The organism is Streptomyces kryoterrae (assembly GCF_054072135.1).
The window spans coordinates 8,524,412-8,550,561 of the sequence record NZ_CM133358.1 but is presented as its reverse complement, the minus strand read 5'-3'; the positions used below and the strand labels follow the sequence as shown (position 1 = coordinate 8,550,561).

Below are 26,150 nucleotides of genomic sequence, written 5' to 3'. Positions count from 1 at the left end.
CGTGACAGGAGTCCGGAACATGATCGACCTCAACGCCGACCTCGGCGAGGGCTTCGGCCGCTGGCAACTGACCGACGACGAACAACTGCTGTCCGTCGTCACCAGCGCCAACGTGGCCTGCGGCTTCCACGCCGGGGATCCGGTCACCATGCGGCGGGTGTGCGACCTGGCGGCCGAGCGCGGCGTACGGATCGGCGCCCAGGTCTCCTACCGCGACCTGGCCGGCTTCGGGCGGCGCGCGATGGACGTGCCGCCCGACGAACTGGCGGCCGAGGTGGCCTACCAGATCGGCGCCCTGGAGGTCTTCGCGCGGGCGGCGGGCACGCGCGTGTCGTACGTCAAGCCGCACGGCGCGCTCTACAACCGCGTCGTGCACGACGCCGAGCAGGCGGGGGCGGTGGTAGCCGGCGTGCTTCTGGCCGACAAGGGGCTGCCGGTGCTCGGGCTGCCCGGTTCGCGCCTGCTGGAGCTTGCCGAGGGGGCGGGCCTTCCGGCCGTCCCCGAGGCGTTCGCCGACCGCGCGTACACCGAGGAGGGCACTCTCGTGCCGCGCGGCCGGGAAGGGGCGCTGGTGACCGACCCGGAGGCCGTCGTGGCACGTTCGGTGACCCTCGCCCGGACCGGTGTGGTCGCGTCGCTCTCCGGGACGCCCCTCGCGATCCGCGCCCGCTCCCTGTGCGTCCACGGCGACACGCCCGGCGCGGTGGACCTGGCCCGCCGGGTCCGTGAGCGCCTGGAGGCGTCGGGCGTCCGCGTGGAGGCCTTCGCATGAACGGGACGAGCGGTACGACGCACGGGATGAGGGCGCTGCCTGTCGGCGACGACGCCCTGCTGGTCGAGGTCTCCTCCGGCGAACAGGCCCAGGCCCTGCACGCGGAACTGCTGCGCCGCCGCGCGGTGGGCACCCTGTCCGTACGGGAGATCGTCCCCGCCGCCCGCACGGTCCTCCTCGACGGCCTCGACGATCCCGCCCGGCTGGCTGCCGAACTGACCGCTTCCGAAGTGCCCCCGGCGCTCCCCCTGCCCCAGGAGTTCGTCGAACTCCCGATCCGCTACGACGGCCCTGACCTCGCCGATGTCGCCGCCCTGTGGGGCGTGTCCGAGGAGGCGGTCGCACGCATCCACGCGGGCACCGAGTTCCGGGTCGCCTTCTGCGGCTTCGCGCCCGGCTTCGGATACCTCACCGGTCTCCCCGCGCGCTACGACGTACCGCGCAGGGCCACCCCGCGGACGTCCGTCCCGGCCGGCGCGGTGGGACTTGCGGGTCCGTACACGGGCGTGTACCCGCGTTCCTCGCCGGGCGGCTGGCAGCTGATCGGTACGACGGGCGCGGTCCTGTGGGACCACACGCGCGTGCCGGCCGCGCTGCTGTCGCCGGGCACCAGCGTCCGTTTCGTCCCGGTGGGCCGCCCATGACGGATCGTGCGCTCGCCGTCGTACGGGCGGGGGCGCTGACCACCGTGCAGGACCTGGGGCGTCCCGGGCACGCCCATCTCGGGGTGCCCCGCTCCGGTGCGCTGGACGCGTCCACGGCGGCGCTCGTCAACCGGCTGGTCGGCAACCCGTCCGGGGCGGCCGTCCTGGAGACCACCCTCAACGGCTGCGCCCTGCGCCCCCGTTGCCCCGTCACCGTCGCGGTCGGCGGCGCCCCCTGCCCGGTCACCGTGGACGGCCGCCCGGTGGCCTGGGGCGCCCCGGTGCGGGTGCCCGGCGGCGCGCTGCTGAACGTGGGAACGGCCCTGACCGGAGTACGGGGTTACGTGGCCGTCTCCGGCGGAGTCGCCGTCGAGCCGGTGCTCGGCAGCCGCTCCACCGACCTGCTCTCCGGCCTGGGCCCGCCGCCCCTCACGGACGGCGCGGTGCTGCCCCTGGGGCATGTGATCGGCGGGCACGCGCGCGTGGACGTCGTTCCGCAGCCCGCGCCCCCGGCCGAACTCGTGCTCCGGGTGACCGTCGGGCCACGCGACGACTGGTTCACTCCGGCGGCGCTACGGACCTTCACCACGGCCACGTACCGGGTGTCCTCCGCGAGCAACCGCATCGGGCTGCGGACGGAAGGTCCCTCCCTGGAACGGGCCTTCTCCGGTGAACTCCCCAGCGAGGGCATGGTCCTGGGCGCGGTCCAGGTACCCCCCGACGGCAGGCCGGTGGTCTTCCTCGCCGACCATCCCACCACCGGCGGCTATCCGGTGATCGCCGTCGTCCGCACCTCGGATCTGCGCGCCGCCGCCCAGGCGACTCCGGGCACGCCGGTCAGGTTCGTGCCCGCACGCCGCCGCTGAGCCGCCCAGGGCCGGTCCGGCGGATCATGCCGGCGACACGGGGCCGCGGTGCCATCAGCCGCGCCGCGGCGTGCGCCCGTCTGCGGTGTTGCCGCGGTTGCCGACTCCCCCACCGCGTCGCGCGGCGCGGCAGGGGCTGACGTCGGCGTCCCCTCCGCCGTCTTGCGGCCAAACGCGCCGAACCCGCGCTCAACCGCGCCTGTTCGGCGCCGTAGCCACCCTCCGCCCGCTCCGGCGGATCATGCCGACGACGCGGGCCGCGGTGCCATCAGCCGCGCCGTAGGCAGGCGCCCGCCTACGGCGTTGTCGTAGTTGCCGACTACCCCGCCGCATCGCGCGGCGCGGCAGCGACTGACGTCGGCGTCTCCTCAGTTCGGCGCCGTAGCCGTCCTCCGCCCGATCCGCCGGACAGGCCCTACGCCACGTCCGGCTCGGCCCGGTGTTCCGCCACCGTCAGGGCGGCCAGGGCCGCCGCGACGGCATGGGAGGCCCCCAGGTCGAGGCGGGCGCTGGTGCCCCGCGCGCGGTGGCGGACCTCCTGGGCGGCGAGCCGGAGGAGCTGCGGCAGCAGGTCGGTGCACCGCCGCGCCACCCAGCCCGTGCCCGCGGTGGCCAGCCAGCGCAGGTCGGCCGCCCGGGTGGGCGCGGGATGTTCCGGCTCGGGCGACGGCCCCGCCCCGCCCGCGACGCCGGCCTCCGCGAGCAGCGCGTGGAAGCGGACCGCGAGCTGCCGGTGCCCCCGCTCGCCGGGGTGCAACCGGTCCGCGCTCCACATCTCGCGCCCGCCGAGCCACTCACCCTCGGCGGCGTGCAGATGCACGGCCCCGTAGCGCTCGGAGAGCGCGTGTACGACGGTGTTGACCGCCCGCTGCCGCCGGGCCAGCGGGTTCGCCAGGACACCGGGCAGCCCCAGCATCGCCCCGGGGTCGGGCAGACACGCCGTGAGCAGGAGGGCGCCCCGCTCGGTGAAGGCCGCGTACACCTCGTCCAGCCGGGCGGCCACCGCGTGGATGTCGAACGTACGGCGCAGGGTGTCGTTCACCCCGATGACGACGGACACGACGTCCGGCTCCAGGCCGAGGCCGGCCGGCGTCTGCCGTTCCCGCACGTCGCGCGTCTGTGCCCCGCTGACCGCGAGGTTGGTGAACTCCACCGGCGTGTCGCCGAACCCGCCGGCGAGCAGCGCGGCCCAGCCGCGCCACGCGCCGTCCACGGGATCGCCCACACCCTCGGTCAGCGAGTCGCCGAGCGCCACGAACCGCAGCGGTCTCATCCGACACCCTCCGGTACGACGGGCAGTACGGGCGTGTCATCGGCGGACGGCACCACCGCGTCGTGCGCCGCGAGGAACGCCTCGACCGCGGCCGGCCAGCCGAAACACTCCGCACGCGCGCGTGCGTTCGCCCGGCGCTCGCGCTCGGGCCGCCCCAGCAGCAGCCGTACGGCGTCCGCGAAGGCCTCTCCGTCGTCGGCGGCGACGGCTCCGGCGGACCCGATCACCTCGGGCAGCGCGGAGGACGCGCTGACGACCACGGGTGTGCCGCAGGCCATCGCCTCCAGCGCGGCGAGCCCGAACGTCTCCGCGGGCCCGGGCGCCAGGCACACGTCGGCGGACGCCTGGAGTGCGCCCAGCAGTGCCCGGTCGGTGACGTGCCCGAGGAAGGTGACCGGCAGCCCGCGCTCCCGCGCCCGCTGCGCCAGGCGGGCCCGCAGCGGCCCGTCCCCGGCCACCACCAGCCTCGCCCGCTGTCCGCGCCGCAGGAGGGCCTCCAGAGCGTCCAGCGCCGTACCGGGCCGCTTCTCGACGGACAGCCGGGAGCACATCACCAGGAGCAGTTCGTCCCCGCGCGCGTGCGCGGCCCGCACCGCCGGATCCCGCAGCGACGGATGCCGCCGCACCAGGTCGACGCCCAGGGGCGCCCGTACGACGTTGCGCGCGCCGATCCGCACGAACTCCCGTTCGGCGAACTCCGTGGTGCACACCACGCGCGCGTAGGTGTGTGCCGTACGGACGTTGAGGGCGTCGGCGGCCCGCCGGGAGAGGTTCTCCGACAGGCCCCAGGTGCGCAGGACGCCGTCGGCGGTCTCGTGGGAGACCATCACCGCGGGGACGCGGGCCCGGCGCGCCCACCTGCCCGTCCATCTGAGGGTCGTCCGGTCGGACACCTCCAGACGGTCCGGCGCGAGTTCCTCCAGGAGGGCGGCGACGCGCCGCTTGTCCGTGAGGACGCGGTAGCCGCCGGTGCCGGGCAGCAGCGGGCCCGGCAGGGTGATCACGCGCCCCTGTTCGGTGTCTCGGTCGCTCACCCGCTCGCCGGGCACGATCAGGACGGGGTCGTGCCCCGCGGCCCGGTAGCCGGCGCCCAGTTCGCGCAGCGCGGTGCGCAGGCCGCCCGAGGCGGGGGCGACGAAGTTCGCCAGCCGGACGATGCGCAGCGGTCCGCCCGCGCCGCGTGGTGTCTCGCCGTTCATGCGGCCACCGCCGTCCGCGCGGTGAGGATGTCGGCGTAGTGCCCGACGAGCTGGTCGCCGACGGCCGTCCAGGTACGGCCCTCTACGGCCGCCCGGGCGGCGGCGCCGTAGACGGTCCGCAGGCCCGGGTCACGGGCCAGGGACCACACCGCGTCCCGGACGGCGGCGGCGTCGCGCGGCGGGACCAGCAGGCCGGTGCGCCCGTGGGCGACCAGGTCCAGCGGTCCGCCGGCGGCGGGCGCGACGACGGCCACACCGCTCGCCATGGCCTCCTGCACGGTCTGGCAGAAGGTCTCGAACGGGCCGGTGTGCGCGAAGACGTCCAGGGAGGCGAAGATCCGGGCAAGCTCGTCCCCGGTACGGCGGCCCAGGAAGACGGCTCCCGGCAGCTGCTCGCGCAGTCCCGGCTCGCTGGGTCCGTCGCCCACGACGACGACCCGCACGCCGTCCAGCGCGCAGACCCCGGCGAGGAGTTCGACCTGCTTCTCGGGGGCGAGCCGGCCGACGTAGCCGACGAGCAGCTCGCCGTTCGGGGCGAGTTCGCGGCGGATGGCCTCGTCCCGCAGTTCGGGGCGGAAGCGCGCGGTGTCCACTCCGCGCTGCCACAGCTTCACCCGGGGCACGCCGTGCGACTCCAGGTCGTACAGGGCCGCGCTGGAGGGCGCGAGGGTGAGGTCGGCGGCGGCGTGGACGGAGCGGATGCGCCGCCAGGCGGCCGCCTCGCCCGCGTGGACGTACGTACGGGCGTATCCGGCCAGGTCGGTCTGGTAGACGGCCACGGCGGGGATACCGAGCCGGGCGGCGGCGGCCATGCCGCGTACGCCGAGGACGAAGGGGCTGGCCAGGTGGACGATGTCCGCGCGGTGCTCGGTGATCGCGGCGGCGACGCGTCGGCTGGGGAGGGCGACGCGGACCTGGGGGTAGCCGGGGAGCGGCAGGGAGGGGACACGGACGACGGGGCACGGCGCCGAGGCGTCGGGCCCGTTCCCGGCGGCGGTGGCCGGGGCGACGACGAGGGGAACGTGACCGCGATCGACGAGGTGCCGGGCGGTCTGGAGCGCGCAGTGGGCCACGCCGTTCACATCGGGGGGAAAGGATTCGGTCACGATGACTACACGCATAGTGGTGTTGTCGCCGTGCTGGACGTGCTCGCGTCAACGTCGATCTTTCCGGACGGGGAACGTCCCGTGAGCGTTGCGCACCGCCCCCTCCCGGGTCGGCGCGCGTCCACACGCTCCTGATCCCCGGGTCATCCCCCGTTCATACGGCGGGTGGTGTCGGGCCCGATCCGGCTTCGTACGGCTGTCTGCACCTCGGCCTCCTCGGCCGGGTCGGCGGCGAGTCTGCGCAGCTGGTCGACGACCCTCGCGTCACCGGTCTCGGCGTGTCGGGCGGCGACCTCGCGGGTGGTCTCCTCGCAGTCCCACAGGCATTCGACGGCGAAGCCGGCGGCGAAGGAGGGGTCGGTGGCGGCGAGGGCCCGGGCGGCCCGGCCGCGCAGATGGGACGAGGCGGTCTCGCGGTAGACGTGGCGCAGTACGGGGGCCGCGCAGACGATGCCGAGCCGTCCCGCTCCGTCCACCAAGGTCCACAGGGTCGGCGCGTCGGGCCCTTCGCCCCGTACGGCCTCCCTCAGCGCGCCGAGGACGAGCTCGCTGTCCCGGGTGCCGCCCAGGCAGGCGAGCATCCGTCCGGAGGCGGCGCCCAGGGGATCCGGTCGGTGGACCCACCCGCGCGCACGGTCGACGGCGGCGATACTGCGCATACGTTCGAATGCGTCGACGGCGGCCTCCACAACGGCCGCCGTACCGTCGGCGACCGCGCCCTCGACCAGATCGAGGGCATCGGGATCATTGCTGTCCGCGAGATAGCGCAGGGCCGTACACCGGGCGCCGTCGCCACCGCCGCGGGCCGCCTCCAGGATCTGGGGCCGGTCCTCCGGACCCGCCACCGCCGTCAGGCAGCGCGCGGCGGGCACATGAAGCACGGCACCGCGGTCGATGCCCTGCTGGGCCCACTCGAAGACGGCCTGCACGCTCCAGCCCGGACGGGGCCCGGACGGTCGCATCTGGCGTTGCCAGCGGTCGAAACAGCCGGTCTCCTGGGCGGCACGCACCCGCGTGGAGATCGATTCGCGCGGATCGTCGGCCCACAGCCGCCAGGGCCGGGGCTCGAAGGCGTCCCGCACGACGGAGGCGAGTTCCGCCTCGCCCTCCGCGTCGGTGCCGAAGCGGGCGAGCACGGGGGCGGCGAGGGCGCGCAGCCCCGCGTCGTCGTCCCTGAGCGCCAGCTCGTCCAGCGCCCAGGCCCAGCTGGTGCCGGTGGCGGCATACCTGCGCAGCACCTCGAGCGCGTCCCGCCTGCCATAGGAGGCGAGGTGCCCGAGGACCGCGAGGGCGAGCCCGGTGCGTGACTCGTCGGTGTCGAGGATGTCCTCGGCGTCGAAGAGATGGGCCTCGATCTCGTCGAGCTCACCGTGGAGATCGACATAGAGACGGGCGTAGTAAAGGGAGCGGTTCTCCACCTGCCAGTCATGGCGGGGGTCGTGGAGCACACAGTGGTTCAGTGCCGCGAGCGCGTCGGCCCGCGGTGCGGTGAGCGCGTGCAGCGTGCCGTCGCCGCGGCCCCTCTGGAGCAGGCCGAGCAGCGTTCCGCTGGGCGCTATGACCGGATCGAACATGGGAAACAGCCTCACATCAAGCGTCGACGCAACCGGGATCCTGCTTTACCTGGCCACGTGACAACACGTCGGGGCGCCCGCCGTTTCCTGCTTGCTGTAGACCATCTTCCTCTGCCTCTCGTAGGTGGGCCCGTACGGACCGCATCACGGCCCGCGCGGTGCGGCAACTTCTGCCCGGCCATCGCGTCCATGAATCACGACGTCATGATGACCCGGCTGTTCAAGCTGCCGCGACCGTATTTCCGGCGGCCCCGTTCCGCCTCCCCCGTTTTCCTTGTCCTAGCTGGTCAGCGCGTACGACTCAGTGCGCGCCGAACAGCTCCAGCAGTTCCGTCTTGCCGAACATCCGGGCGGTGTCGAGTGCCGAGGGCATGCCCGCGGCCGGGTTGGCGCCCCCCTCCAGGAGTGCCTGGATGACGTCCTGCGCACCCTTGAAAACGGCTCCGGCGAGTGGTGTCTGACCCCGGTCGTTGACCCGGTCCCCGTCGGCACCGCGCGCGAGAAGCGCCCGGACCGCGTCGGCGTGGCCGTGGTAGGCGGCGAGCATCACCAGGGAGTCGCCGCGGTCGTTGGTGAGGTCGGCCGGCACGCCCGCGTCGACATACGCCACGAGCGCCTCGGTCTGCCCCTGTCGGGCCAGATCGAAGATCTTCGTCGCCAGCTCCACGACCTCGGGGTCGGGGGCTTCACTCATCAGCCGGACCACCTCTCGTTACAACCGTACGGGTGAATCGCCAGAGTACTGGCTTAACAGGCGCATGACCCGACTCCTCAGCAGCAAAGATCAGCACGCCCGGACCACACCAAACAGGTACGCCGAGCGAGTGAAATATGCCGAAATTCACCTGAATGCACCTTTTATCGTATGGATACATGCTGTGATCCTGGAAGAACTCATGGTGACTGTCCCCACCACACCAGGAGATCCTCATGATCCTCTCCATGTCAGGCGTCGTTCTGCTCGGCATCATCGTCTTCCTCTTCTTCAAGAAGGACGGACTGAAGGGGTCGCACGCCTTCGTCGCCGCGCTGTTCGGCTTCTACCTCGCGAGCACCGCCATCGCACCGAGCATCAAGGCCGGTGGCGAGAGCCTCGCGAGCCTGCTCGGCGGAATCAAGTTCTGACGCCCGTCCCGCCCACACGCACCCAGGAGACAGCAGTGGCCCGGCGCCCCCTCCCCCGCATCCTGAGCAACGGCAGCGCACAGATCGCCCGGAGCCGGGAGCTGGCCCGGACCGCTGCGGACAGCGCCACCGACGTCCTCCACCCGCTGATCACGATCAGCCGGGGTCTTCGCCGACTGGCCGCGGCCGGACGGCGCAGGTGGGCGGACACGCCCAAGGACAGGCGCGGGCCGCTGCTGTTCCTGGTGGCCTCGGTGGTCCTGGTCGTGGCCCTCGTGCCGTACGGCCCGCTGCTCGCCGTCATCTCGGTGATGGCGGCAGCGGCCTGGCACGGCCGGGACCGCACCCCGGCGGAGCCCGAGGGCCCCGACGAGTCCCAGACCCAGCGCCTCCAGTCCCTGTACGACGCGCTGGTCCCCTACTTCTCCACCCCCGACGACCCCGCTCCCCTCTACTCCCACGGCGGCGACTGGGACAAGACGTTCCCCGCATACGAGTTCGACGGCACCGGCCGCGTCTCGCACCTGGTGGCGCGCTACCCGGCGTACTTCACCGACGGCGAGGCCGCCTCCCGCGCGCGGATCGAGCAGTTGCTGCACGCCAAGTCGGGCCGAGGCCGTGAGTACCACTTCGCGTGGGACGAGGAGGGCAACCAGCTCACGATGACCGTCCTGCCGCCGCTGCCCACCGACATCGCCGCGCAGCGCTTCGTCACGTCCCCGGGCGAGACGGTGCTCGGCTTCACGGACCCCACCCAGGTCCAGCGCACGCTCCCCCTCAGCCACGGCGAGGAGCGGCGTGACGTCCCGCCGGTCGTCTGGCGCACGGGTCCTCGCTCCACCGAACCGCACCTCCTGGTGATGGGCGAGCCGGGCGGCGGCACCACGACACTCCTGCGTTCGATCGCCCTCCAGGCCCTCCGGTACGGCGACATCCTGATCGTCGACGGCAGCGGCACGGGCGAGTACGCGTGCCTGACCGGCCGGGACGGCGTGCTGGCCGTCGAGTGCGCCGCGTCCGGCGCCGTGGCGAGCCTCGAATGGGCCGGCCGCGAAACGGAACGCCGGCTGATCGCGGCCAACCACGCCCGCCAGGCCGGCCTGCCGCTCCCCGACGACACCCGACGCCCGCTCTGGCTCCTCCTCGACCGCCCGGGAGCCCTCGCCCACCTGGCCGCCGCCGACGGCCGCCCCGATCCCCAGTCCCTGCTCCAGGTCCCCCTGCGGCACGGCCGGGCGGCGAACGTCACGGTCGTGGTGGCGGAACAGTTCGACAGCGCGGACACCCTGAGCGACGCCGTACGACAGCACACGCGCGCGCGTGTCGTCCTGGGCCCCGCGTCCTCCACCCAACTGGAGGCGGTCCTGGGCGCACCCCCGCACACGACACCGGTCCCGGTCATGCCCCCCGGCCGCGGCTACGCCCGCCTGGGCACGGGCCCGGTCCACCGCCTCCAGGTCCCGGCCACCCCGGACCCCCACGACGACGCGACGAGCGAGGCACAGCGCCGGGCGGTGCTGGAACTGCTGCCACCACGGTCGGCCCAGACACTCGTGAAGCAGGAGCAGCAGGAGCAGGAACCGGTGGCCTAGCCGCGCCGCCGGCCCTGCCCGACCCACCGCTCAGGCCACGAAGGTGCGGGGGGAGTCGGCGCCCCCCGACCCCCCGCTCGCCACGATCCGCGCCGCTGCGGCCAACCGGACTGCGGCCTCGTCGGCCACCGCTCCCCCCACGGTGAACGGCAGGCGCACATACCCCTCGAAGGCACCGTCGACCCCGAACCGCGGCCCCGAGGGCACCCGCACCCCCACCCGCTCCCCCGCCTCGGCGATCCGTGACCCCGACAGCCCACCCGTACGGACCCACAGCGTGAGCCCGCCCCTGGGCACCGTGAACTCCCAGTCCGGCAGCTCCCGTCGTACCGCCGCGACCAGCGCGTCCCGGTTGTCCCGGGCCTGTTCACGCCTCATCTCGACTGCCTGCTCCCACCCACCGGTGCTCAGCAGCCAGTTGATGGCCAGCTGTTCGAGTACGGGCGTGCCCAGGTCCGCGTAGGCGCGCGCGGCGACGAGGCTGCGGATCACGTCGGGAGCCGCCCGCACCCAGCCGATGCGCATCCCGGCCCAGAAGGCCTTGCTGGCGGAACCCACGGTGATGACCGTCGATCCGGCCGGGTCGAAGCCGCACACCTGGCGTGGCATCTCGACCTCCGGGTCCAGCCACAGCTCGGTCATCGTCTCGTCGGCGACGAGCACCGTCCCCGCCGAGCGGGCCGCCTCGACGAGTTGTCGTCGCTGGTCCTCGTCGGCGAGCGCGCCGGTGGGGTTGTGGAAGTCGGCGACGACGTACGCGATCCGGGGCGCGGCCTCGCGCAGCACCTGGCGCCAGCGGTCCAGGTCCCAGCCGGCGAGCCCCTCGGCCATCGCGACGGGCACGAGCCGGGCGCCCGCCTCCCGCATCAGCTGAAGGATGTTGGCGTACGAGGGCGACTCCACGGCGATGCGCTCGCCCCGGCCGGAGAACAGATGACAGATCGCGTCTATGGCGCCCATCGCACCGGTCGTCACCATGATCTGTTCGGGCATGGTGGGGATACCGCGCGCGGTGTACCGCTCGGCGATCATCGCGCGAAGCGCGGGCAGCCCGGCCGGGTAGTCGCCGTGCGTGTGCGCGTACGGGGGCAGTTCCTCCAGGGCGCCCTGGACGGCGCGGGTGAGCCAGGGTTCGGGCGCGGGCAGGGCGGCCGTGCCGAGGTCGATCACCGAGCCGAGCGCCTCGGGAGGCAGGGGTTCGAGCCCGCGCGCGGGAAGTGGGTTACCCGCGGGTACAGCGGTCCAGCTGCCCGCGCCGCGCCGCGACTCCAGGAAACCCTCGGCACGCAGCGCCTCGTAGGCGGCGGCGACCGTGGTGCGGCTGACGGAGAGGGCGAGGGCCAGTTCGCGTTCGGCGGGGAGCCGGGCGGCGACCGGCACCCGGCCTTCCAGGACCAGCAGGCGGATGCCGTCGGCCAGGGAGCGGTAGGCGGGCGGCCGACGGGTGCCGGGCCCCGCGGGGCGGTCCTGCTGCGAGGTGAGCAGCCGGGCTAGCTGCGCGGTACCCACCGCCGAAGTCCACTGCACCATGCAGATCAGTCCACCTTCCCCGAATTGGCCATGTATGGGATCCGATCCCAAGCCACAGGGTGTCATGTGCCAGGCCACTACCAGTACAGGGGCAGCTCATGAGTTCGTTGTCAGCGCCGGACCGGCTCGGCCGACGGTTGATCCAGCTCTACGCCGGACTCGCGCTGTACGGCGCCAGCTCGGCCCTGCTCGTCGAGTCGGGCCTCGGCCTGGAGCCGTGGGGCGTGCTGCACCAGGGGCTGGCCGAGCTGACCGGGCTGACCATCGGCGTCGTGTCGATCTTCGTGGGCGCCGCCGTACTGCTCCTGTGGATCCCGCTGCGTCAGCGCCCTGGCCTCGGCACGGTCTCGAACGTCTTCGTCGTCGGCCTCGCCATGGACGGCACCCTCGCCCTGGTCCCCGCCGCCCACGCCCTCGCCGCCCGCGTCCCGCTCCTGGTGGCGGGCATCGTCCTCAACGGCGTGGCCACCGGCCTGTACATCGCGGCGAGCTTCGGCCCGGGCCCACGCGACGGCCTGATGACCGGCGTGCACCGGATCACCGGCCGCTCGATCCGGCTCGTCCGTACGGCGATCGAGGTGGCGGTGGTCGCGACGGGCTTCGCCCTGGGCGGCACGGTGGGGATCGGTACGGTCCTGTACGCGGTGGCGATCGGACCGCTGGCGCAGTTGTTCCTGCGCGTGTTCGCCGTCCCGGCGGCACCGCACGGCAGCACGGCCGTTGCCGCCGGTCAACCGGAGGAGGCGATACTGCGACCGTGACCACGCCGATACGTCATCCCTACCTCGACCATCCCGGCCCGATCCCCTTCGCCCACCGGGGCGGGGCGGCGGACGGGCTGGAGAACACGATGTTCCAGTTCCGGCGGGCGGTCGAGACGGGCTACCGCTACCTGGAGACCGACGTGCACTGCACGGCGGACGGAAAACTCGTCGCCTTTCACGACTCGACACTGGACCGGGTGACGGACGGCGGCGGCCTGATAGCGGACCTCCCCTGGTCCGACGTACAGCACGCGCGCGTGGCGGGCAGCGAACCGGTACCCCTCTTCGAAGACCTGCTCGAAGCCTTCCCCGGGGCGCGCTGGAACGTCGACGTCAAGGCCGAGCCCGCGCTGCGCCCGCTCCTGGACCTGATCGAGCGCACCGACTGCTGGGACCGCGTCTGCGTCGGCTCCTTCTCCGAGGCGCGTGTGGTGCGCGCCCAACGCCTCGCCGGTCCGCGCCTGGCGACCTCGTACGGCACCCGGGGCGTCCTCAACCTGCGGCTGCGCTCCTGGGGCCTGCCGGTGGGGGTGCGCCGGTCCGCGGTCGCCGCACAGGTCCCTCAGGAGCAGTCGGGCATACCGGTGGTGGACCGGAGCTTCGTGCGCACCGCCCACGCGCGCGGGCTGCACGTCCACGTGTGGACAGTGAACGATGCCGATCGCATGCACCGGCTCCTGGACCTGGGAGTCGATGGCATCATGACCGATCACATCGACACGTTGCGCAAGGTTCTGGAGGACCGGGGCACCTGGTTCTGACTCCCCGTGCGCACCGTCTCCACGGGGAAAGCGAGGGGCACGGGTGGGCACCGACACCGTGCGGGGCGAGGCGGCCGACGAGGCCGCCGGGCGCCGCCGTGAGCAGCGCGGCTGGTACTTCTACGACTGGGCGTGCTCCGTCTACTCGACGAGCGTGCTCACCGTGTTCCTGGGCCCCTATCTGACGTCGGTCGCCGAGGAGGCGGCGGACACGGACGGGTTCGTACATCCGCTGGGCATACCGGTCCGCGCCGGTTCGTTCTTCGCGTACTCGGTGTCCCTGTCGGTCATCGTGGCCGTGATCGTCATGCCGCTGGTGGGCGCCGCCGCCGACCGTACCGGCCGAAAGAAGCCCCTCCTGGGAGCCGCCGCCTATGTGGGCGCCACGGCGACGGCCGGCATGTTCTTCCTCGACGGCGACCGGTATCTCCTCGGCGGGCTGCTGCTGATCGTCGCCAACGCGGCCCAGTCCGTGTCGATGATGCTCTACAACTCCTACCTCCCCCAGATCGCCACGGTCGAGGAGCGCGACGCGGTCTCCTCGCGCGGCTGGGCGTTCGGTTATGCCGCGGGCTCACTGGTCCTCGTCGTCAACCTGGTGCTGTACACGGCCCACGACTCCTTCGGCCTCTCGGAGGGCATGGCCGTCCGTATCTGTCTGGCCTCGGCGGGTCTGTGGTGGGGTGCCTTCACCCTCGTACCACTGCGCAGGCTCCGTGACCACCAGGCCGCCCCGGAGGAGGCAGCCGCGAAGAAGGCCACTTCCCCGGGCCTGCGGCAACTCGCGGCGACGGTCCGCGACATGCGCCGTCACCCGCTCACCCTCGCCTTCCTGCTCGCCTATCTGGTCTACAACGACGGCATCCAGACCGTGATCTCCCAGGCCTCGGTGTACGGCTCGGAGGAGCTCGGACTCGGCCAGTCCACCCTCATCGGGGCGGTGCTGCTGGTGCAGGTGCTGGCGGTGGCGGGTGCCCTGGGGATGGGCCGACTGTCCCGCGTGTACGGGGCCAAGCGGACGATTCTCGGCTCGCTGGTGGCGTGGACGGTGACACTGGCGGCGGGGTACTTCCTGCCGGCCGGCGCACCGGTGTGGTTCTTCGTGCTGGCCGCCGGGATCGGCCTGGTCCTGGGCGGCAGTCAGGCGCTGTCCCGGTCGCTCTTCTCACATCTGGTGCCGCCCGGCAAGGAAGCCGAGTACTTCTCGGCGTACGAGATGAGCGACCGCGGAATGAGCTGGCTCGGCCCGCTTCTGTTCGGGATCACCTACCAGCTGACCGGAAGCTACCGGGACGCGATCATCTCGCTCGTGGCCTTCTTCGTCATCGGGTTCGTGCTGCTTGCCCGGGTTCCGGTGGGGCGGGCGATCCGCGACGCGGGCAATCCCGTTCCCGAAAGGATTTAGCACCAGCGGCAAAAAAGCGGTAGTGTACGCCGTTGGCCTGCCAGGCGTACCGTTACTGCGCGTCAAAGATGACGAAACGCTGCGTGATATCTGCTTGCAGATGTGACAAACCGGGCACTGGTGGGTACAACAAGGGACAGCTACGACGGCGACGCATGACCCGAAACGGGACACGGGACGGGAATCTTTACCGCCGACCGGACGTTGACCGGATGACGACGACAGCGACACCTGTCCTGTGGGCGACAAGCCCGGGAGGCACGATTCATGAGTGAGCGAGCTCTTCGCGGTACGCGCCTCGTGGTGACAAGCTACGAGACGGACCGCGGCATCGACCTGGCCCCGCGCCAGGCCGTGGAGTACGCATGCGAGAAGGGCCATCGTTTTGAGATGCCCTTCTCGGTCGAGGCGGAGATCCCGTCCGAGTGGGAGTGCAAGGTCTGCGGGGCCCAGGCACTCCTCGTGGACGGCGACGGCCCTGAGGAAAAGAAGGCCAAGCCCGCGCGTACACATTGGGACATGCTGATGGAGCGGCGCACCCGAGAGGAACTCGAAGAGGTCCTCGAGGAGCGACTGGCCGTACTCCGCTCCGGAGCGATGAACATCGCGGTACATCCGCGGGACAGCCGCAAGTCCGCGTAGTCCCTCCGGGGACTGGGCGGCATACAACGCACGCGTGACACCGCGGGTGCTGTACGTGAATTCGGCGTACGGCGCCTGCGGTTTTGCGTTTTCCGGGGTCGGTCGGCGACCGAGGTCGCGGCCGGCCCGGGCGCGCTGCGACGGGCCCGCGCCGAGGAGGCGCGGGCCCGTCGCATGGTGGAACCGGGGCGTCAGCCCGTCAGCGGCGGGCGCCGCTCCCCCGCGGTCCCGCCCGCCCCGTTGTTCCGGACGACCTCGCCCTGGACCACCTTGCCGTCCGGGCGGCGCATCCTCGCCTGCTGGAAGGCGTCGCCCAGTGTGCCCGGGGTCGCCTCCCTCAGCTTGCGCTCGAAGGTACGTTCCGCGTAGCGGCTGATCGCCTTCTGGAACGGGGGGATCAGCAGGAGCAGGCCCACCGCGTCCGAGATCAGACCGGGCAGCATCAGCAGCAGACCGCCGAGCATCAGCAGGCCGTTGCCCTCGCTCCCGCCGGGGCGGGCCGTGCCGGCCGCAGGCGCAGGTGTGCCGCCCTGCTGCTGTTGCAGCGTCCGGGTGAGGTTGCGGAAGGCCCGGCGGCCCGCCCGCTTGATGACCACGGAGCCGAGCACGAAACCGGCTGCCAGGAGCACGAAGACCGCGAAGCCGCTCGCCGCGCCGGCGACCACGGACAGCAGCCAGATCTCCAGCACCAGCCAGGCGGCGATGCCCAGCGGCAGGAAGGTGCGCAGCCGGGAACGCCGCGGCCGGGCTGGGTGAACGGGGGTCGGTGCGCCAGTCGTCATGCGTCCAGTGTGCCTGGACCGGGCTCAGCACAGGATAAGAGGACGATCAACAAGACCTGTGACGTCGTACGTGCATCCCCGGAGGGACCGCTACGGCTTCCTGGTCCTGCCGCGGGCCCGGCTCACTCGCTCCCCCACGCCCCACGTCGTGACCCGCCACAGCGCCTCGACCAGGATGTCGCGGCTCATCTTGGAGTCGCCGTGCTCGCGCTCCACGAAGGTGATGGGCACCTCGACCACGTGATAGCCGGCCCGGATCGCGCGGCGGGCCAGGTCGACCTGGAAGCAGTAACCCTGCGAGGCGACCTCGTCGAGGCCGAGGCCTTCGAGGGTCTCGCGGCGGAAGGCGCGGTAGCCGCCGGTGACATCCCTGATGGGTACGTCGAGCAGGACCCGGGAGTAGAGGCTGCCGCCGCGGGAGATGAGCTCGCGGGACTTGGGCCAGTTGACCACCCGGCCGCCGGGTACCCAGCGGGAGCCGAGGACCAGGTCGGCGCCCTTGAGGGCGGTCAGCAGACGGGGCAGTTCCTCGGGCTGGTGGGAGCCGTCTGCGTCCATCTCGATCAGGACGCCGTAGCCGTTGTCCATGCCCCACTGGAAGCCCGCGAGATAGGCGGCGCCGAGGCCCTCCTTGCCCTTGCGGTGCAGGACCTGGACCTGGTCGTCCCCGGCGGCCAGCTCGTCGGCGAGCTTGCCGGTGCCGTCGGGGCTGTTGTCGTCCGCCACGAGAACATGCACGTCGGGGACCGCCTCGCGCACCCGGCCGACGATCTTCTTGATGTTCTCCGCCTCGTTGTAGGTCGGAATGATCGCCAAGGCCGTGCCGAGCGGGCCGAACCGCCGTCCCTGGGCTTCCGCCGCGAGGGTCCCGTCGCCGTCGTTCACTGCTGCCCCTTCAAGTCCGTACGCAGAGGTCCACCATAGTGGCCGCAGCCTGCGCCGACCTGTCAGCACGTGCGTACGGGGGTGTCTGTTCGGCAAGAGCCGGGTAAGGGGTCCGCTTCGTCACCTCTCGCACGCTGCGGATCGGGGCCCGGCGCCCTTCGGGCCGGCCTGGGACCCGCTGGCTGCGGGTCGACCGAATGCCGTTGTCTACTGGACGTCCGGGCCCCACCCGGGTCACACCTTGCCGACCGGGTGGAACGTTCCGTCGCCGTGGCGCGGGCGCTGGGCCTGGCTGCCAGTGGTGGTGCGCCGGTGCGGCACATCACCCCTGACCCAGCGGCGCTGCGGCGACTGCGCGGAGGTTCCCCGGTCGGGCGTCCGGTGGTGGACCCGGCCGAACCTACCGGCCCGCTGCCGTCGGCTGTCAACAGCTGCTTGAACTGCGGTTCTTTCATCGATCGGCTGGTCAGCGCCGAGATGCGCAGGTCGCGCGACGGCGTTTCGGTCACCGATCCGTACCGCGCCACCCCGGGAGATCACTCGCCCGGCCGTACGAACACCGTCCGTCCGCCCACCACGGTGCGAAGGCATACGGGAAGGCAGGCGCCCGGGGTGAGATCGGGCAGGCCCGGGGTGCCGGAGCGGGGGTCGGTGGACCAGCGGGCGACCCGGTCGTCGGGCGCTTGAACCACGAGGGCGTCGGTACGCCAGAGGGCGTAGTCCGCGGGCGCGCCCGGCACCAGGACACCCGCGTCGTCGCGGCCGACGGCCCGCCAGCCGCCGCGGGTGTGGGCGGTGAACGCCGCGCGGACCGAGACGCGGTGTTCGGGGGTGCGGTGGAAGGCGGCGGCGCGGACCGTGCCCCAGGGGTCGAGGGGGGTGACGGGGCTGTCCGAGCCCAGGGCGAGCGGGACACCGGCCTTCAGGAGAGCCGCGAAGGGGTTCAGGGCCCGCGCACGGCCGGCGCCCAGGCGCTGGGCGTACATTCCGTCCTCGCCGCCCCACAGGGCGTCGAAGGCGGGCTGCACGGAAGCGGTGAGGCCCAGTTCGGCGAAGGCGGCGATGGTCTCGGGAGTGAGCATCTCGGCGTGCTCGACGCGGTGCCGGGCGGCTCGGACGCGGGCCAGGCCGACCTTCTCGGCGGCTGCGCGCACACCCTCCACCACAGAGGTCACGGCCGCGTCCCCGATGGCGTGGAAGCCCGCCTGGAGGCCGGCCTCGGTGCAGGCGACGACATGGGCGGCGACGGCGGCGGTGTCCAGATAGGCGGTGCCCGTGTGGCCGGCCCGGTCGCGGTACGGCTCGTGCAGACAGGCGGTGTGCGAGCCGAGGGCGCCGTCGACGAACAGGTCACCGGCTGCGCCGATCGCCCCGAGGGCACGGGCCTTCTCGATCCCCTCGTCGCCCTGTTCGGCCCAGTAGCCGACCACGCGCGGACCCGGCTCCTCGGCGCTGAGGCGCAGCAGGCCGGTGAAGTCGTCCTCCGAGGAGATCTCCGGTCCCGCGCACTCGTGGACGGAGCCGATGCCGAGCGAGGCGGCGCGTGCGAGGGCGGCCCGCTGGGCCTCGGTGCGCTGTGCCGGGGTGACCGCACCCAGGGCGGCGGCGCGGACCGTGTGGTGGGCGTCGCCGGTCAGTGGGGCGTCGGAGCGGCCGGTGTCGCCCCGTACCAGGTCGAGCAGTGCCGTCGTCACGACCGCCGAGTGGACGTCGATGCGGCTGAGGTAGAGCGGGCGTCCGCCGGTGGCCTCGTCCAGCTCGGCGCGGGTCGGCGGACGGCCGCCGGGCCAGCGGGCGGCGTCCCAGCCGTGCCCGAGGAGAACGCGGTCGGCGGGGCGGGCGGCGGCGAACGCACGTACGAGGGTGAGGGCCGCGTCCAGGGAGGGGGCGTCGGACAGGTCGAGGCCGGTGAGGGCGAGGCCGGTGGCGGTGGTGTGCACGTGCGCGTCGGTGAACGCCGGGGTGACGAGGGCGCCGTCGAGGTCGATCACCTCGTCCGCCGCGCCCGTGAAGGCGTCTGCGGCGCCTTCCGAGCCGACCCAGGCGATATGTCCGCGCTCGACGAGCATCGCGGTCGCGAAGGGGTCGGCGGGGCTGTGGACTTCGCCGCCGCGCAGGAGGACGGTGTCGGGCGGTGCCGGGCGTTCGCTCATGAGGACAGTTTCTCGCGGGTGCCCGGCGGACCCTCACCTGGGGCGTCTCTGCCGGGCAGCCCGAACCCTGCCGAGCACCCTCAGATCTTCGGCGGTCTCGCCTCGTACGGTGTCGAGAGGACCACCGTCGTGCGGGTCGAGACACCCGCCAGGGTGCGCACCCTGGCCAGCAGCTCCTCCAGCTCGTGGGGGGTGGCGACGCGGACCTTGAGGATGTAGTTCTCCTCGCCCGCCACGCTGTGGCACGCCTCGAGCTCCGGGACGTCCCTGAGGCGTTCCGCGATGTCGTCCGGGGCGCTGGGGTCGAAGGGCTTCACCGAGATGAAGGCCGTCATGGGCAGCCCCACGGCCGCCGGGTCGACCACCGCGGCATAGCCGCGGATGACGCCGCGCTGTTCCAGCCTGCGTACCCGCTGATGCACGGCAGACGTGGACAGGCCCGTGGCCTTGCCCAGGTCGGTGTAACTCATCCGCCCGTCCTTGACGAGCAGCTGCACGATCTGTCGGTCCAGCTCCTCCATGGCGCAGAACCTACAGTGCGGTTGATCTCCTCCGATACCCGAGCGGTGCAGGTCATGCCCTGTTCGTGATGTGACCGAGGGTGCGCTGTGGGCCGGACGAGGGACAAAAGCATCGCCATGGGCACCTGCGGACGGCATGTGACGAACACCACAGCCCTCGAACATGCTCCGTGATGGTCTCGTGATTACCGCCGAGACGGGGCGGGAAGTGCTTGCTGTGGCCGAGGCCGCAGTTGCCTTGTCGGCCCAGCCCGAGGGGGAGTTACCCATGCAGAGTCTTAAGCGCCCTGGTCGCACCGCGCCCAAGAAGCCCCAGTCGGTCGTCGAATCCGAGCCGGAGGGCATCGAACCCGACGCGCTCGACGTCGAGGAACTCGACGACTACGACACCTTCGAGATGTTCCGGGTGATCTGCCCGGACTGCACGCAGCCCATCGCGCTGCTCGCGGACGAGGAGATCCTGCCGGAGCACGCGCTGTGCGCGTCACCGTGGAACCCGTTCGGGCTCACGGTCTGCGCCGGTACGGGCCGCGCGGCGGCCGACGCCAGGTCCGCGGACGAGTCCGCGGAGCCCCAGGAGCAGCACACCGCCCTGCTGTTGACGCTCCCTCAGGGGCTCGACTGGCGGACCCAGCCCTTCTCGCACGTCGGCGGACCGGCCTCACGTCCGATGCGGGTCCCCGTACTGCGGCGCCACGCCGCCTGAGCGCTTCCGCTCGAATCTCCCGATCTTCGATCTCTTGAACGTCCCTGCACCGCGGCAATCGCAGGCTGCCGTGGTGCGGGTCCAGCGCGCGCGTGTGCCGTCGCGAACGCAGGGCCGAATCCAGCGCGCGGTGACCTGAGCGACCTTCACCGCGTTCCCCTGGCATGACGACCCCCACGTACGCGGCGCAGGGGCGCACGCGCCAGTTCTACGACTCCGGCCCGGCAGAATCGGTTCAGCGACATCTGCCGAACCAGGGCCGGCCGAACCCGCCGGCTCCGTCCGACCCGCCCATCTACCGCGCCCTGCTGCGCACCTGGGCCGACGACGGCCGCACCCTGCCGGGGCGCTACGACCCGGAGTGGGTCCGGCTCGCGGCGCCGCCGCTCGGGCTCGGGATCGTGATCGACCCGTTCAGCGCGTCTCCGGACCCGCCAGGTGACGGGCGATGACCATCCGCTGGATCTGGTTGGTGCCCTCGACGATCTGCAGGACCTTGGCCTCGCGCATGTAGCGCTCCACGGGGAAGTCCGCGGTGTAGCCGTAGCCGCCGAGCACCTGGACCGCGTCCGTCGTGACCTTCATCGCCGTGTCGGTGCACAGGAGTTTGGCCATGGCGGCCTGTTTGGCGAACGGCCGGCCGGCGTCGCGCAGCCGTGCCGCCGCGAGGTACAGCGCCCGGCCCGCCTCGATCTGCGTGGCCATGTCCGCGAGCAGGAAGCGCAGTCCCTGGAAGTCGGAGATCGGCCGCCCGAACTGCCGGCGTCCGGTCGCGTAGGCCACCGCCTCGTCGAGTGCCGCCTGGGCCAGACCGATCGCGCAGGCCGCGATGCCGAGGCGTCCGGAGTCGAGCGCGGACAGTGCGATCGCGAAGCCCTGCCCCTCCTCCCCGATGCGCCGGCCGCCGTCCAGCCGGACCCCGTCGAAGTTGATCTGCGCGGTGGGTGAGCCCTTGAGGCCCATCTTCCGTTCCGGCGCCGCGGCGACCAGCCCCTCCGCGTCTCCCGGGGCCAGGAACGCGGTGATTCCGCGCGGGCCCTGCTCGCCGGTGCGTGCCATGACCGTGTAGAAGTCGGCGATGCCGCCGTGCGTGATCCAGGCCTTGGTGCCGGTGAGCGCCCAGAAGTCGCCGTCCCGGACCGCCTTCGTGCTCAGGGAGGCGGCGTCGGAGCCGGACGCGGGTTCGGAGAGGCAGTACGCGCCGAGGAGGCCGCCGCCGAGCATCGCGGGGAGGTGTTCCGCCTGTTGCTCCTTGGTGCCGTAGCTCGCGAGGGCGTGGCAGGACAGCGTGTGCACGCTGGCGCCGAGGCCGACGGTGAGGCGGGCCGCGGCGAGTTCTTCGAGGACCTGGAGATAGACCTCGTACGGCTGGTCGCCGCCACCGTAATCGGAGGAGTACGGAAGGCCGAGCAGCCCCGACTCCGAGAGCAGGGCGAAGACTTCGCGTGGGAAGCGGCCGGCTTCCTCCTCCTCGGCCGCCTTCGGGACGATCTCGCGCTGGGCGATGTCACGGACGAGCGAGATCAGGTCCCGTGCCTCGTCCGTTGGCAGTTGACGGTCCACCGGCTGCGGGGCGTAATCGGGCATGTCGACGCTCTCCTCCCTGTCGGGCGCGACGGCACACGCGCGCCTGAGTAGGGGGCGTCCGCCGGTCTCACTGGTCACGGCCGATGCTGGCCCTTCCGGGTCACGGAAGCGGTCGGCGAACGGCTGTGGAGCTGCGAGTATGCCCGATCGGCGGCACCGCGTCACTGGTTAACGAGCGTTTATTCGATCACACCTCGGGGCATCGGTCTCGCCCGGGAATTGGTCCGAACCATTGACCGAACTGGTCTAGTCCTCTTACTGTGCCCTCGGTTCCTGACACCACCTCCCCCACGCTCCCCTCCCTCCCGAGGAGACAGCTCGATGCACCGACCGCATCTCCCCCGCGTCCGCTTCAAGGCGCTTGTGTCCGCCGCGTGTTGTGCCGTTCTCGGCGCCGGACTCCTGGCCGGCGCGGGCACCGCGACCGCCGCGCAGCCGGCCTCGAAGTCCGCCGTGGAGCCCGTTCCGAAGGCCGCCGGCTCCAAGGTCGTCGGTTACTTCACCGAATGGGGCACATACGACCGCAAGTACTACGTCAAGAACATCCAGACGTCCGGTTCGGCCGCCCGCCTGACCCACATCAACTACGCCTTCGGCAACGTCACCGGCGGCAAGTGCGCGATGGGCGACGCCGATGCGGCGACCGGCCGGGCGTACACCGCCGCCGAGTCGGTGGACGGGGTCGCCGACACCGCGAGCCAGCCGCTGCGCGGCAACTTCAACCAGCTGCGCGAGCTGAAGAGGAAGCATCCGAACCTCAAGGTCCTCTGGTCGTTCGGTGGTTGGACCTGGTCGAGCGGTTTCGGCGAGGCCGCGCAGAATCCGGCCGCGTTCGCCAAGTCCTGTTACGACCTGGTTGAGAACTCCGAGTGGGCCGACGTGTTCGACGGCATCGACATCGACTGGGAGTACCCGAACGCCTGCGGCAACACCTGCGACACCAGCGGCAGGGCGGCCTTCAAGAACGTGATGGCGGCGCTGCGGGCGAAGTTCGGCTCCGGCAACCTGGTCACGGCCGCGATCACGGCCGACGCCACCGCCGGCGGCAAGATCGACGCGGCGGACTACGCGGGCGCGGCCCGGTACGTCGACTGGTACAACCCGATGACGTACGACTACTTCGGCGCCTGGGCGGCGACCGGTCCGACAGCACCGCACTCCGCGCTGAACTCGTACTCAGGCATCCCCCAGGCCGGCTACTACACCTCGGCGACCATCGCGAAGCTCAAGGGCCTCGGCATCCCGGCCTCCAAGCTGCTGCTCGGCATCGGGTTCTACGGGCGCGGCTGGACCGGCGTCACCCAGGCGGCACCCGGCGGCACGGCGACCGGTCCGGCAGCGGGTACGTACGAGGCGGGCTTCGAGGACTACAAGGTGCTGAAGTCCAAGTGCCCCGCGACGGGCACCGTCGGCGGGACGGCCTACGCCAAGTGCGGGAGCGACTGGTGGAGTTACGACACCCCGGCGACCATCGGCACGAAGATGGCGTACAAGAACCAGCAGGGGCTCGGCGGCACGTTCTTCTGGGAGCTGAGCGGCGACACCTCGAACGGTGAGCTGGTCAGGGCGATCAAGTAGGCCCACCCGGAGGGCGGTTGGGGGCGGGGGCCACGAGCCTTCGCCCCTTCGCCGTCAGTTGTCCCGGCGGGCCGGCTCCGGTGTCACATACGTCGGGTCGAGTTCCTCGATGGCGCGCATGGCGCCGCCCAGCATCTTCACCAGGAGCTCGCGCATGGTGTCGCGGGAGAGCTGGGGGCGGTCGATCCAGTCGAGGGTGGCGCCCTCCACGCTGCACACCCAGCTGAACAGGCCCATGCGGGCCAGCGGTCCGATGTCCTGTCTGCCGTACGCGCCCTCGGCGATGGTCGCGACGATCGCCTCGCGCACCCCGTCCCGGATGGCGTGCACCTCGGCGTCGAAGCCGACGCCGCCGCTGACGATCGTGCGGTAGGCGGCCTGGTTGTGCTCGGCGAACCGCAGATAGGCGTCGAGGGTGCGGTGCACCCGGTCCACGGGTGCGTGGACGAGGCCGCTGGACGCGAAGGTGACCAGGTCGGCGACCGAGTCCTCGACGATGGCGAGGTAGTAGCCGCGCTTGGACTGGAAGTAGTAGTAGATCAGTCCTTTGGCGACCTGCGCCTGACGTGCGATGTCGTCCATCGACAGGGCGTCGTACGACCTGTCGGCGAACAACTTCCGTCCGATGGCGATGAGTTCGGCGCGTCGCGTCAGGGAGCGGTCGGTGCCGCGCGCCCGCGGGCGTTCGGTGGCAGGCTGTCGACTACTGTTCAACTTGGGGCCCTGGTCTCCAACTGCGGGCGGGACATCCGAAGTATGGCAGACCGGAGCCACCTGCACGTTCGACTCTGATCGACAGGGCGAGGGCCCGTTCGAGGCGGATCGCACCGGGTCAGAGCAGGCCGAGTTGGACGACGAGCATGGCGAGCACGACCACGAACGTCCAGCCCATGACGTGCTCGAAGATCTTCGGGCCGTCCTCCCGGGGACCACCGGTACGGGTGCGGGCGAGGGCTGCGGCAGTGCTCGCGGTCATGGCATCTCACTGAGGTCGGTGTGCGATGGACTCCCCCCACCGTTCTGTCCACCTTGCCATTCATCGGGGCTTTAGCGGCGGAGACGTTGGTCACATCCCGCCGGAAAACGGACAGCCCCCGGTCTCCCGGGGGCCGCCGCACGCCGTCACGCTCCTCCTCGGCTCAGCGAACGCCCACCGCGGCCAGCGCGGCGCGCTGGGCGGTGCTCGGCCGGGCCGGGAAGTACAGGTAACAGACGCCGCCGGTGCCGGACACGACCTTGCCACTGGCGTTGTACCGCTTGGTCCGCAGCCAGATGTTCTCGAACTCGCGCCTGGCGTAGACCCGACGCACGGCCTCGTCGGTCACCGAGAAGGGGTCGTTGGCGATCACGTCACCGTCGGCGGTGAAGCCGATCACGGTCATCAGATGGCCGGAGGTGCCGTACCCCGCCCCCGTCAGCTCGGTCCTGAGGAACGACTGGGACGTTATGGCCGGGATGCCGGCCGCGATCAGCGTCTCCAGGTCGGTGAGCGAGCCCAGCCGGGTGACCACGCCCTGGAGGTCCTTGTAGGTCGCCGCGTAGGCCGCGTTGAAGGGCCAGTTGCCGCAGCCGCCGTACTGGAAGTCGTAGGTGAAGCGGGCCGCGTGGCACACCTGCGGGTCGGCGTAGGCCGGGTCGACCCAGGCCAGTTGTGCCGCCGTGGGCTTCCGCCCCCAGTACTCGATGATCATCTGCGAGGAGGTGGGGCTGCACCAGGCCTCGCCGCCGTTGTCGTACTCGGGGTACTGGCCGCTGTGGATCTCCTGCGAGTAGCGCGGGACGGTCAGTTCCCTGGCCGCGCCGGGCGTGGAGGCGGGGACGGTGAAGCGGTCCGGGACGTCCGAGCCCATCGCGCCGAGCCGCCAGACCGTGGGCGTGGCCGTGGTGCCGGGCCTGCGGTAGAGGGTCAGGCGCAGCCGGTACGAGTCCAGACGCAGGCCCGTGGCCGGGTCGTCGATGGCGAAGGTGTCGGTCCAGACCGTGCTCCGGTCGTCGGTCTGGTCGTCGACGGAGGTCCGCTTGATGTCCTGGTCGCCGGAGGCCCAGCAGCCCATCACGTACCAGGGGGTGGCCGTGCCGTCGGAGTACGTACCGGTCAGCTCGACCTGGAGCCAGGTGCCGGCCGGGGTACGGGCGTTCCAGGAGGCGATGACCTCGGTGGCGGGCACCGTGAGCCGGTGGACAGGGGATGTCCAGGTCGCGTACTCCCAGGCCGCCGTCGTACCGGTGTGCGGATCGGTGTAGTCGACCGTGCCGACCGGAGCCCCGATCACGACACCGGGCCGCGCACCGGCGACGGCACGGGTGCCCTTGGCCGTGCCGGCGCACCAGTCCGCGTACGAGGTCCAGGCGCGGTTGTCGACGGGGCGGACGGGGTCCGCCGCGGTCTCGTGGATGGTCACGTCCGGGGTGGCGGCGGCAGCCGGGCCGGCGCTGCCCGCGACGGCGGCGGCGACCGCCGCGGCGAGGACGGTTCTGCGGGACGGCTCTTCGGCTCTGCTCATGGGCGGGTGACCCCCAGGTGTCCTAGGCGGGCGGGACAGTGCACGGCTGTGCGCCCACTATGGCCGCCGATGACCTGCTCCTGCCAGCATCTCGGGCCATGCCACGCCCAGGAATTTTGGTCTCGACCATTGGCGTGACCTGGGGTGCGGGCGAAGGCGGCGCCCGGCAGGTCCCTAGAAT

26 protein-coding genes are annotated in these 26,150 nt (G+C 72.2%); 12 read left to right on the top strand and 14 right to left on the bottom strand.

What is annotated here, in order from left to right:
• Positions 1-19: 19 nt before the first annotated feature.
• The 3 genes from ACW4TU_RS38040 to ACW4TU_RS38030 are packed head-to-tail and all read left to right on the top strand — an operon-like array spanning position 20 to position 2,282.
• Positions 20-772, top strand: coding sequence for a LamB/YcsF family protein (locus tag ACW4TU_RS38040; RefSeq protein ID WP_457420896.1), 753 nt, complete (start codon positions 20-22; stop codon positions 770-772).
• A gap of 26 nt (positions 773-798) precedes the next feature.
• Positions 799-1,416, top strand: a complete 618-nt coding sequence (gene pxpB, locus ACW4TU_RS38035; RefSeq protein ID WP_457430524.1) for a 5-oxoprolinase subunit PxpB — start codon at positions 799-801, stop codon at positions 1,414-1,416.
• Entirely contained in the window at positions 1,413-2,282 is an 870-nt protein-coding gene (locus tag ACW4TU_RS38030; protein ID WP_457420894.1) for a 5-oxoprolinase subunit C family protein, read from the top strand. Before pxpB ends, ACW4TU_RS38030 begins: the two co-directional genes overlap by 4 nt.
• 415 nt (positions 2,283-2,697) lie before the next feature.
• On the opposite strand, the gene ACW4TU_RS38025 is transcribed toward ACW4TU_RS38030, so the two are convergent.
• The 5 genes from ACW4TU_RS38025 to ACW4TU_RS38005 form a co-directional block, all read right to left on the bottom strand.
• Positions 2,698-3,555, bottom strand: coding sequence for an SGNH/GDSL hydrolase family protein (locus ACW4TU_RS38025; RefSeq protein ID WP_457420892.1), 858 nt, complete (start codon positions 3,553-3,555; stop codon positions 2,698-2,700).
• Entirely contained in the window at positions 3,552-4,754 is a 1,203-nt protein-coding gene (locus tag ACW4TU_RS38020; RefSeq protein WP_457420890.1) for a glycosyltransferase, read from the bottom strand. The genes ACW4TU_RS38025 and ACW4TU_RS38020 overlap by 4 nt, the downstream gene beginning before the upstream one ends.
• Positions 4,751-5,875, bottom strand: coding sequence for a glycosyltransferase family 4 protein (locus ACW4TU_RS38015; RefSeq protein WP_457420888.1), 1,125 nt, complete (start codon positions 5,873-5,875; stop codon positions 4,751-4,753). Before ACW4TU_RS38015 ends, ACW4TU_RS38020 begins: the two co-directional genes overlap by 4 nt.
• A gap of 128 nt (positions 5,876-6,003) precedes the next feature.
• Positions 6,004-7,434 (bottom strand): HEAT repeat domain-containing protein, encoded by a 1,431-nt coding sequence (locus ACW4TU_RS38010; RefSeq protein WP_457420886.1) that lies wholly within the window; start codon positions 7,432-7,434, stop codon positions 6,004-6,006.
• Between the two features lie 301 nt (positions 7,435-7,735).
• Positions 7,736-8,128, bottom strand: a complete 393-nt coding sequence (locus ACW4TU_RS38005) for an ankyrin repeat domain-containing protein (protein WP_164408571.1) — start codon at positions 8,126-8,128, stop codon at positions 7,736-7,738.
• A 236-nt stretch (positions 8,129-8,364) separates the two neighbouring features.
• On the opposite strand from ACW4TU_RS38005, the gene ACW4TU_RS38000 reads away from it, so the two are divergent.
• Both ACW4TU_RS38000 and ACW4TU_RS37995 read left to right on the top strand, forming a co-directional pair.
• Positions 8,365-8,559, top strand: coding sequence for a hypothetical protein (locus ACW4TU_RS38000; RefSeq protein WP_006377407.1), 195 nt, complete (start codon positions 8,365-8,367; stop codon positions 8,557-8,559).
• 35 nt (positions 8,560-8,594) lie between these two features.
• A complete protein-coding gene (locus tag ACW4TU_RS37995) occupies positions 8,595-10,151 on the top strand; it encodes an ATP-binding protein (RefSeq protein ID WP_457420884.1) in 1,557 nt (518 codons plus the stop codon).
• A 30-nt stretch (positions 10,152-10,181) separates the two neighbouring features.
• On the opposite strand, the gene ACW4TU_RS37990 is transcribed toward ACW4TU_RS37995, so the two are convergent.
• The gene (locus ACW4TU_RS37990; protein WP_457420882.1) at positions 10,182-11,681 is read right to left on the bottom strand and encodes an SCO1417 family PLP biosynthesis transcription factor; all 1,500 of its coding nucleotides are present in this window, start codon (positions 11,679-11,681) and stop codon (positions 10,182-10,184) included.
• A gap of 107 nt (positions 11,682-11,788) precedes the next feature.
• On the opposite strand from ACW4TU_RS37990, the gene yczE reads away from it, so the two are divergent.
• From yczE to ACW4TU_RS37970, 4 genes are all read left to right on the top strand, one after another.
• Positions 11,789-12,442, top strand: coding sequence for a membrane protein YczE (gene yczE / locus ACW4TU_RS37985; protein ID WP_457430522.1), 654 nt, complete (start codon positions 11,789-11,791; stop codon positions 12,440-12,442).
• Entirely contained in the window at positions 12,439-13,206 is a 768-nt protein-coding gene (locus tag ACW4TU_RS37980; RefSeq protein WP_457420880.1) for a glycerophosphodiester phosphodiesterase family protein, read from the top strand. Before yczE ends, ACW4TU_RS37980 begins: the two co-directional genes overlap by 4 nt.
• Positions 13,207-13,249: 43 nt before the next feature.
• Positions 13,250-14,611: an MFS transporter gene (locus ACW4TU_RS37975; protein WP_457420878.1), complete on the top strand. Its 1,362-nt coding sequence runs from the start codon at positions 13,250-13,252 to the stop codon at positions 14,609-14,611.
• A 267-nt stretch (positions 14,612-14,878) separates the two neighbouring features.
• A complete protein-coding gene (locus ACW4TU_RS37970) occupies positions 14,879-15,253 on the top strand; it encodes an RNA polymerase-binding protein RbpA (RefSeq protein ID WP_164314920.1) in 375 nt (124 codons plus the stop codon).
• A 191-nt stretch (positions 15,254-15,444) separates the two neighbouring features.
• On the opposite strand, the gene fxsA is transcribed toward ACW4TU_RS37970, so the two are convergent.
• The 4 genes from fxsA to ACW4TU_RS37950 form a co-directional block, all read right to left on the bottom strand.
• Positions 15,445-16,035: an FxsA family membrane protein gene (gene fxsA, locus ACW4TU_RS37965; protein ID WP_457420876.1), complete on the bottom strand. Its 591-nt coding sequence runs from the start codon at positions 16,033-16,035 to the stop codon at positions 15,445-15,447.
• Positions 16,036-16,125: 90 nt separating this feature from the next.
• Positions 16,126-16,920 carry a polyprenol monophosphomannose synthase gene (locus ACW4TU_RS37960; RefSeq protein WP_457420874.1) on the bottom strand — a complete coding sequence of 265 codons (795 nt, stop codon included), beginning with the start codon at positions 16,918-16,920 and terminating at the stop codon, positions 16,126-16,128.
• A gap of 536 nt (positions 16,921-17,456) precedes the next feature.
• Positions 17,457-19,073: an amidohydrolase gene (locus ACW4TU_RS37955; RefSeq protein WP_457420872.1), complete on the bottom strand. Its 1,617-nt coding sequence runs from the start codon at positions 19,071-19,073 to the stop codon at positions 17,457-17,459.
• An 80-nt stretch (positions 19,074-19,153) separates the two neighbouring features.
• Complete coding sequence (locus tag ACW4TU_RS37950; protein WP_164314928.1) at positions 19,154-19,594, bottom strand: Lrp/AsnC family transcriptional regulator; 441 nt, start codon at positions 19,592-19,594, stop codon at positions 19,154-19,156.
• Between the two features lie 268 nt (positions 19,595-19,862).
• On the opposite strand from ACW4TU_RS37950, the gene ACW4TU_RS37945 reads away from it, so the two are divergent.
• Positions 19,863-20,300, top strand: coding sequence for a hypothetical protein (locus ACW4TU_RS37945; protein ID WP_457420869.1), 438 nt, complete (start codon positions 19,863-19,865; stop codon positions 20,298-20,300).
• Between the two features lie 164 nt (positions 20,301-20,464).
• Positions 20,465-20,752, top strand: coding sequence for a hypothetical protein (locus tag ACW4TU_RS37940; protein ID WP_457420867.1), 288 nt, complete (start codon positions 20,465-20,467; stop codon positions 20,750-20,752).
• On the opposite strand, the gene ACW4TU_RS37935 is transcribed toward ACW4TU_RS37940, so the two are convergent.
• Complete coding sequence (locus ACW4TU_RS37935; RefSeq protein WP_457420865.1) at positions 20,715-21,887, bottom strand: acyl-CoA dehydrogenase family protein; 1,173 nt, start codon at positions 21,885-21,887, stop codon at positions 20,715-20,717. The genes ACW4TU_RS37940 and ACW4TU_RS37935 overlap by 38 nt on opposite strands.
• Positions 21,888-22,208: 321 nt before the next feature.
• Between ACW4TU_RS37935 and ACW4TU_RS37930 the strand changes: the two genes are divergently transcribed.
• Positions 22,209-23,465 (top strand): glycoside hydrolase family 18 protein, encoded by a 1,257-nt coding sequence (locus tag ACW4TU_RS37930; RefSeq protein WP_457420863.1) that lies wholly within the window; start codon positions 22,209-22,211, stop codon positions 23,463-23,465.
• Between the two features lie 54 nt (positions 23,466-23,519).
• On the opposite strand, the gene ACW4TU_RS37925 is transcribed toward ACW4TU_RS37930, so the two are convergent.
• The 3 genes from ACW4TU_RS37925 to ACW4TU_RS37915 form a co-directional block, all read right to left on the bottom strand.
• Positions 23,520-24,179 (bottom strand): TetR/AcrR family transcriptional regulator, encoded by a 660-nt coding sequence (locus tag ACW4TU_RS37925; protein WP_457420861.1) that lies wholly within the window; start codon positions 24,177-24,179, stop codon positions 23,520-23,522.
• A gap of 118 nt (positions 24,180-24,297) precedes the next feature.
• Positions 24,298-24,441, bottom strand: a complete 144-nt coding sequence (locus tag ACW4TU_RS37920) for an SCO1431 family membrane protein (RefSeq protein ID WP_457420859.1) — start codon at positions 24,439-24,441, stop codon at positions 24,298-24,300.
• A gap of 163 nt (positions 24,442-24,604) precedes the next feature.
• Entirely contained in the window at positions 24,605-25,969 is a 1,365-nt protein-coding gene (locus ACW4TU_RS37915) for a peptidase C39 family protein (protein ID WP_457420857.1), read from the bottom strand.
• Positions 25,970-26,150 lie beyond the last annotated feature (181 nt).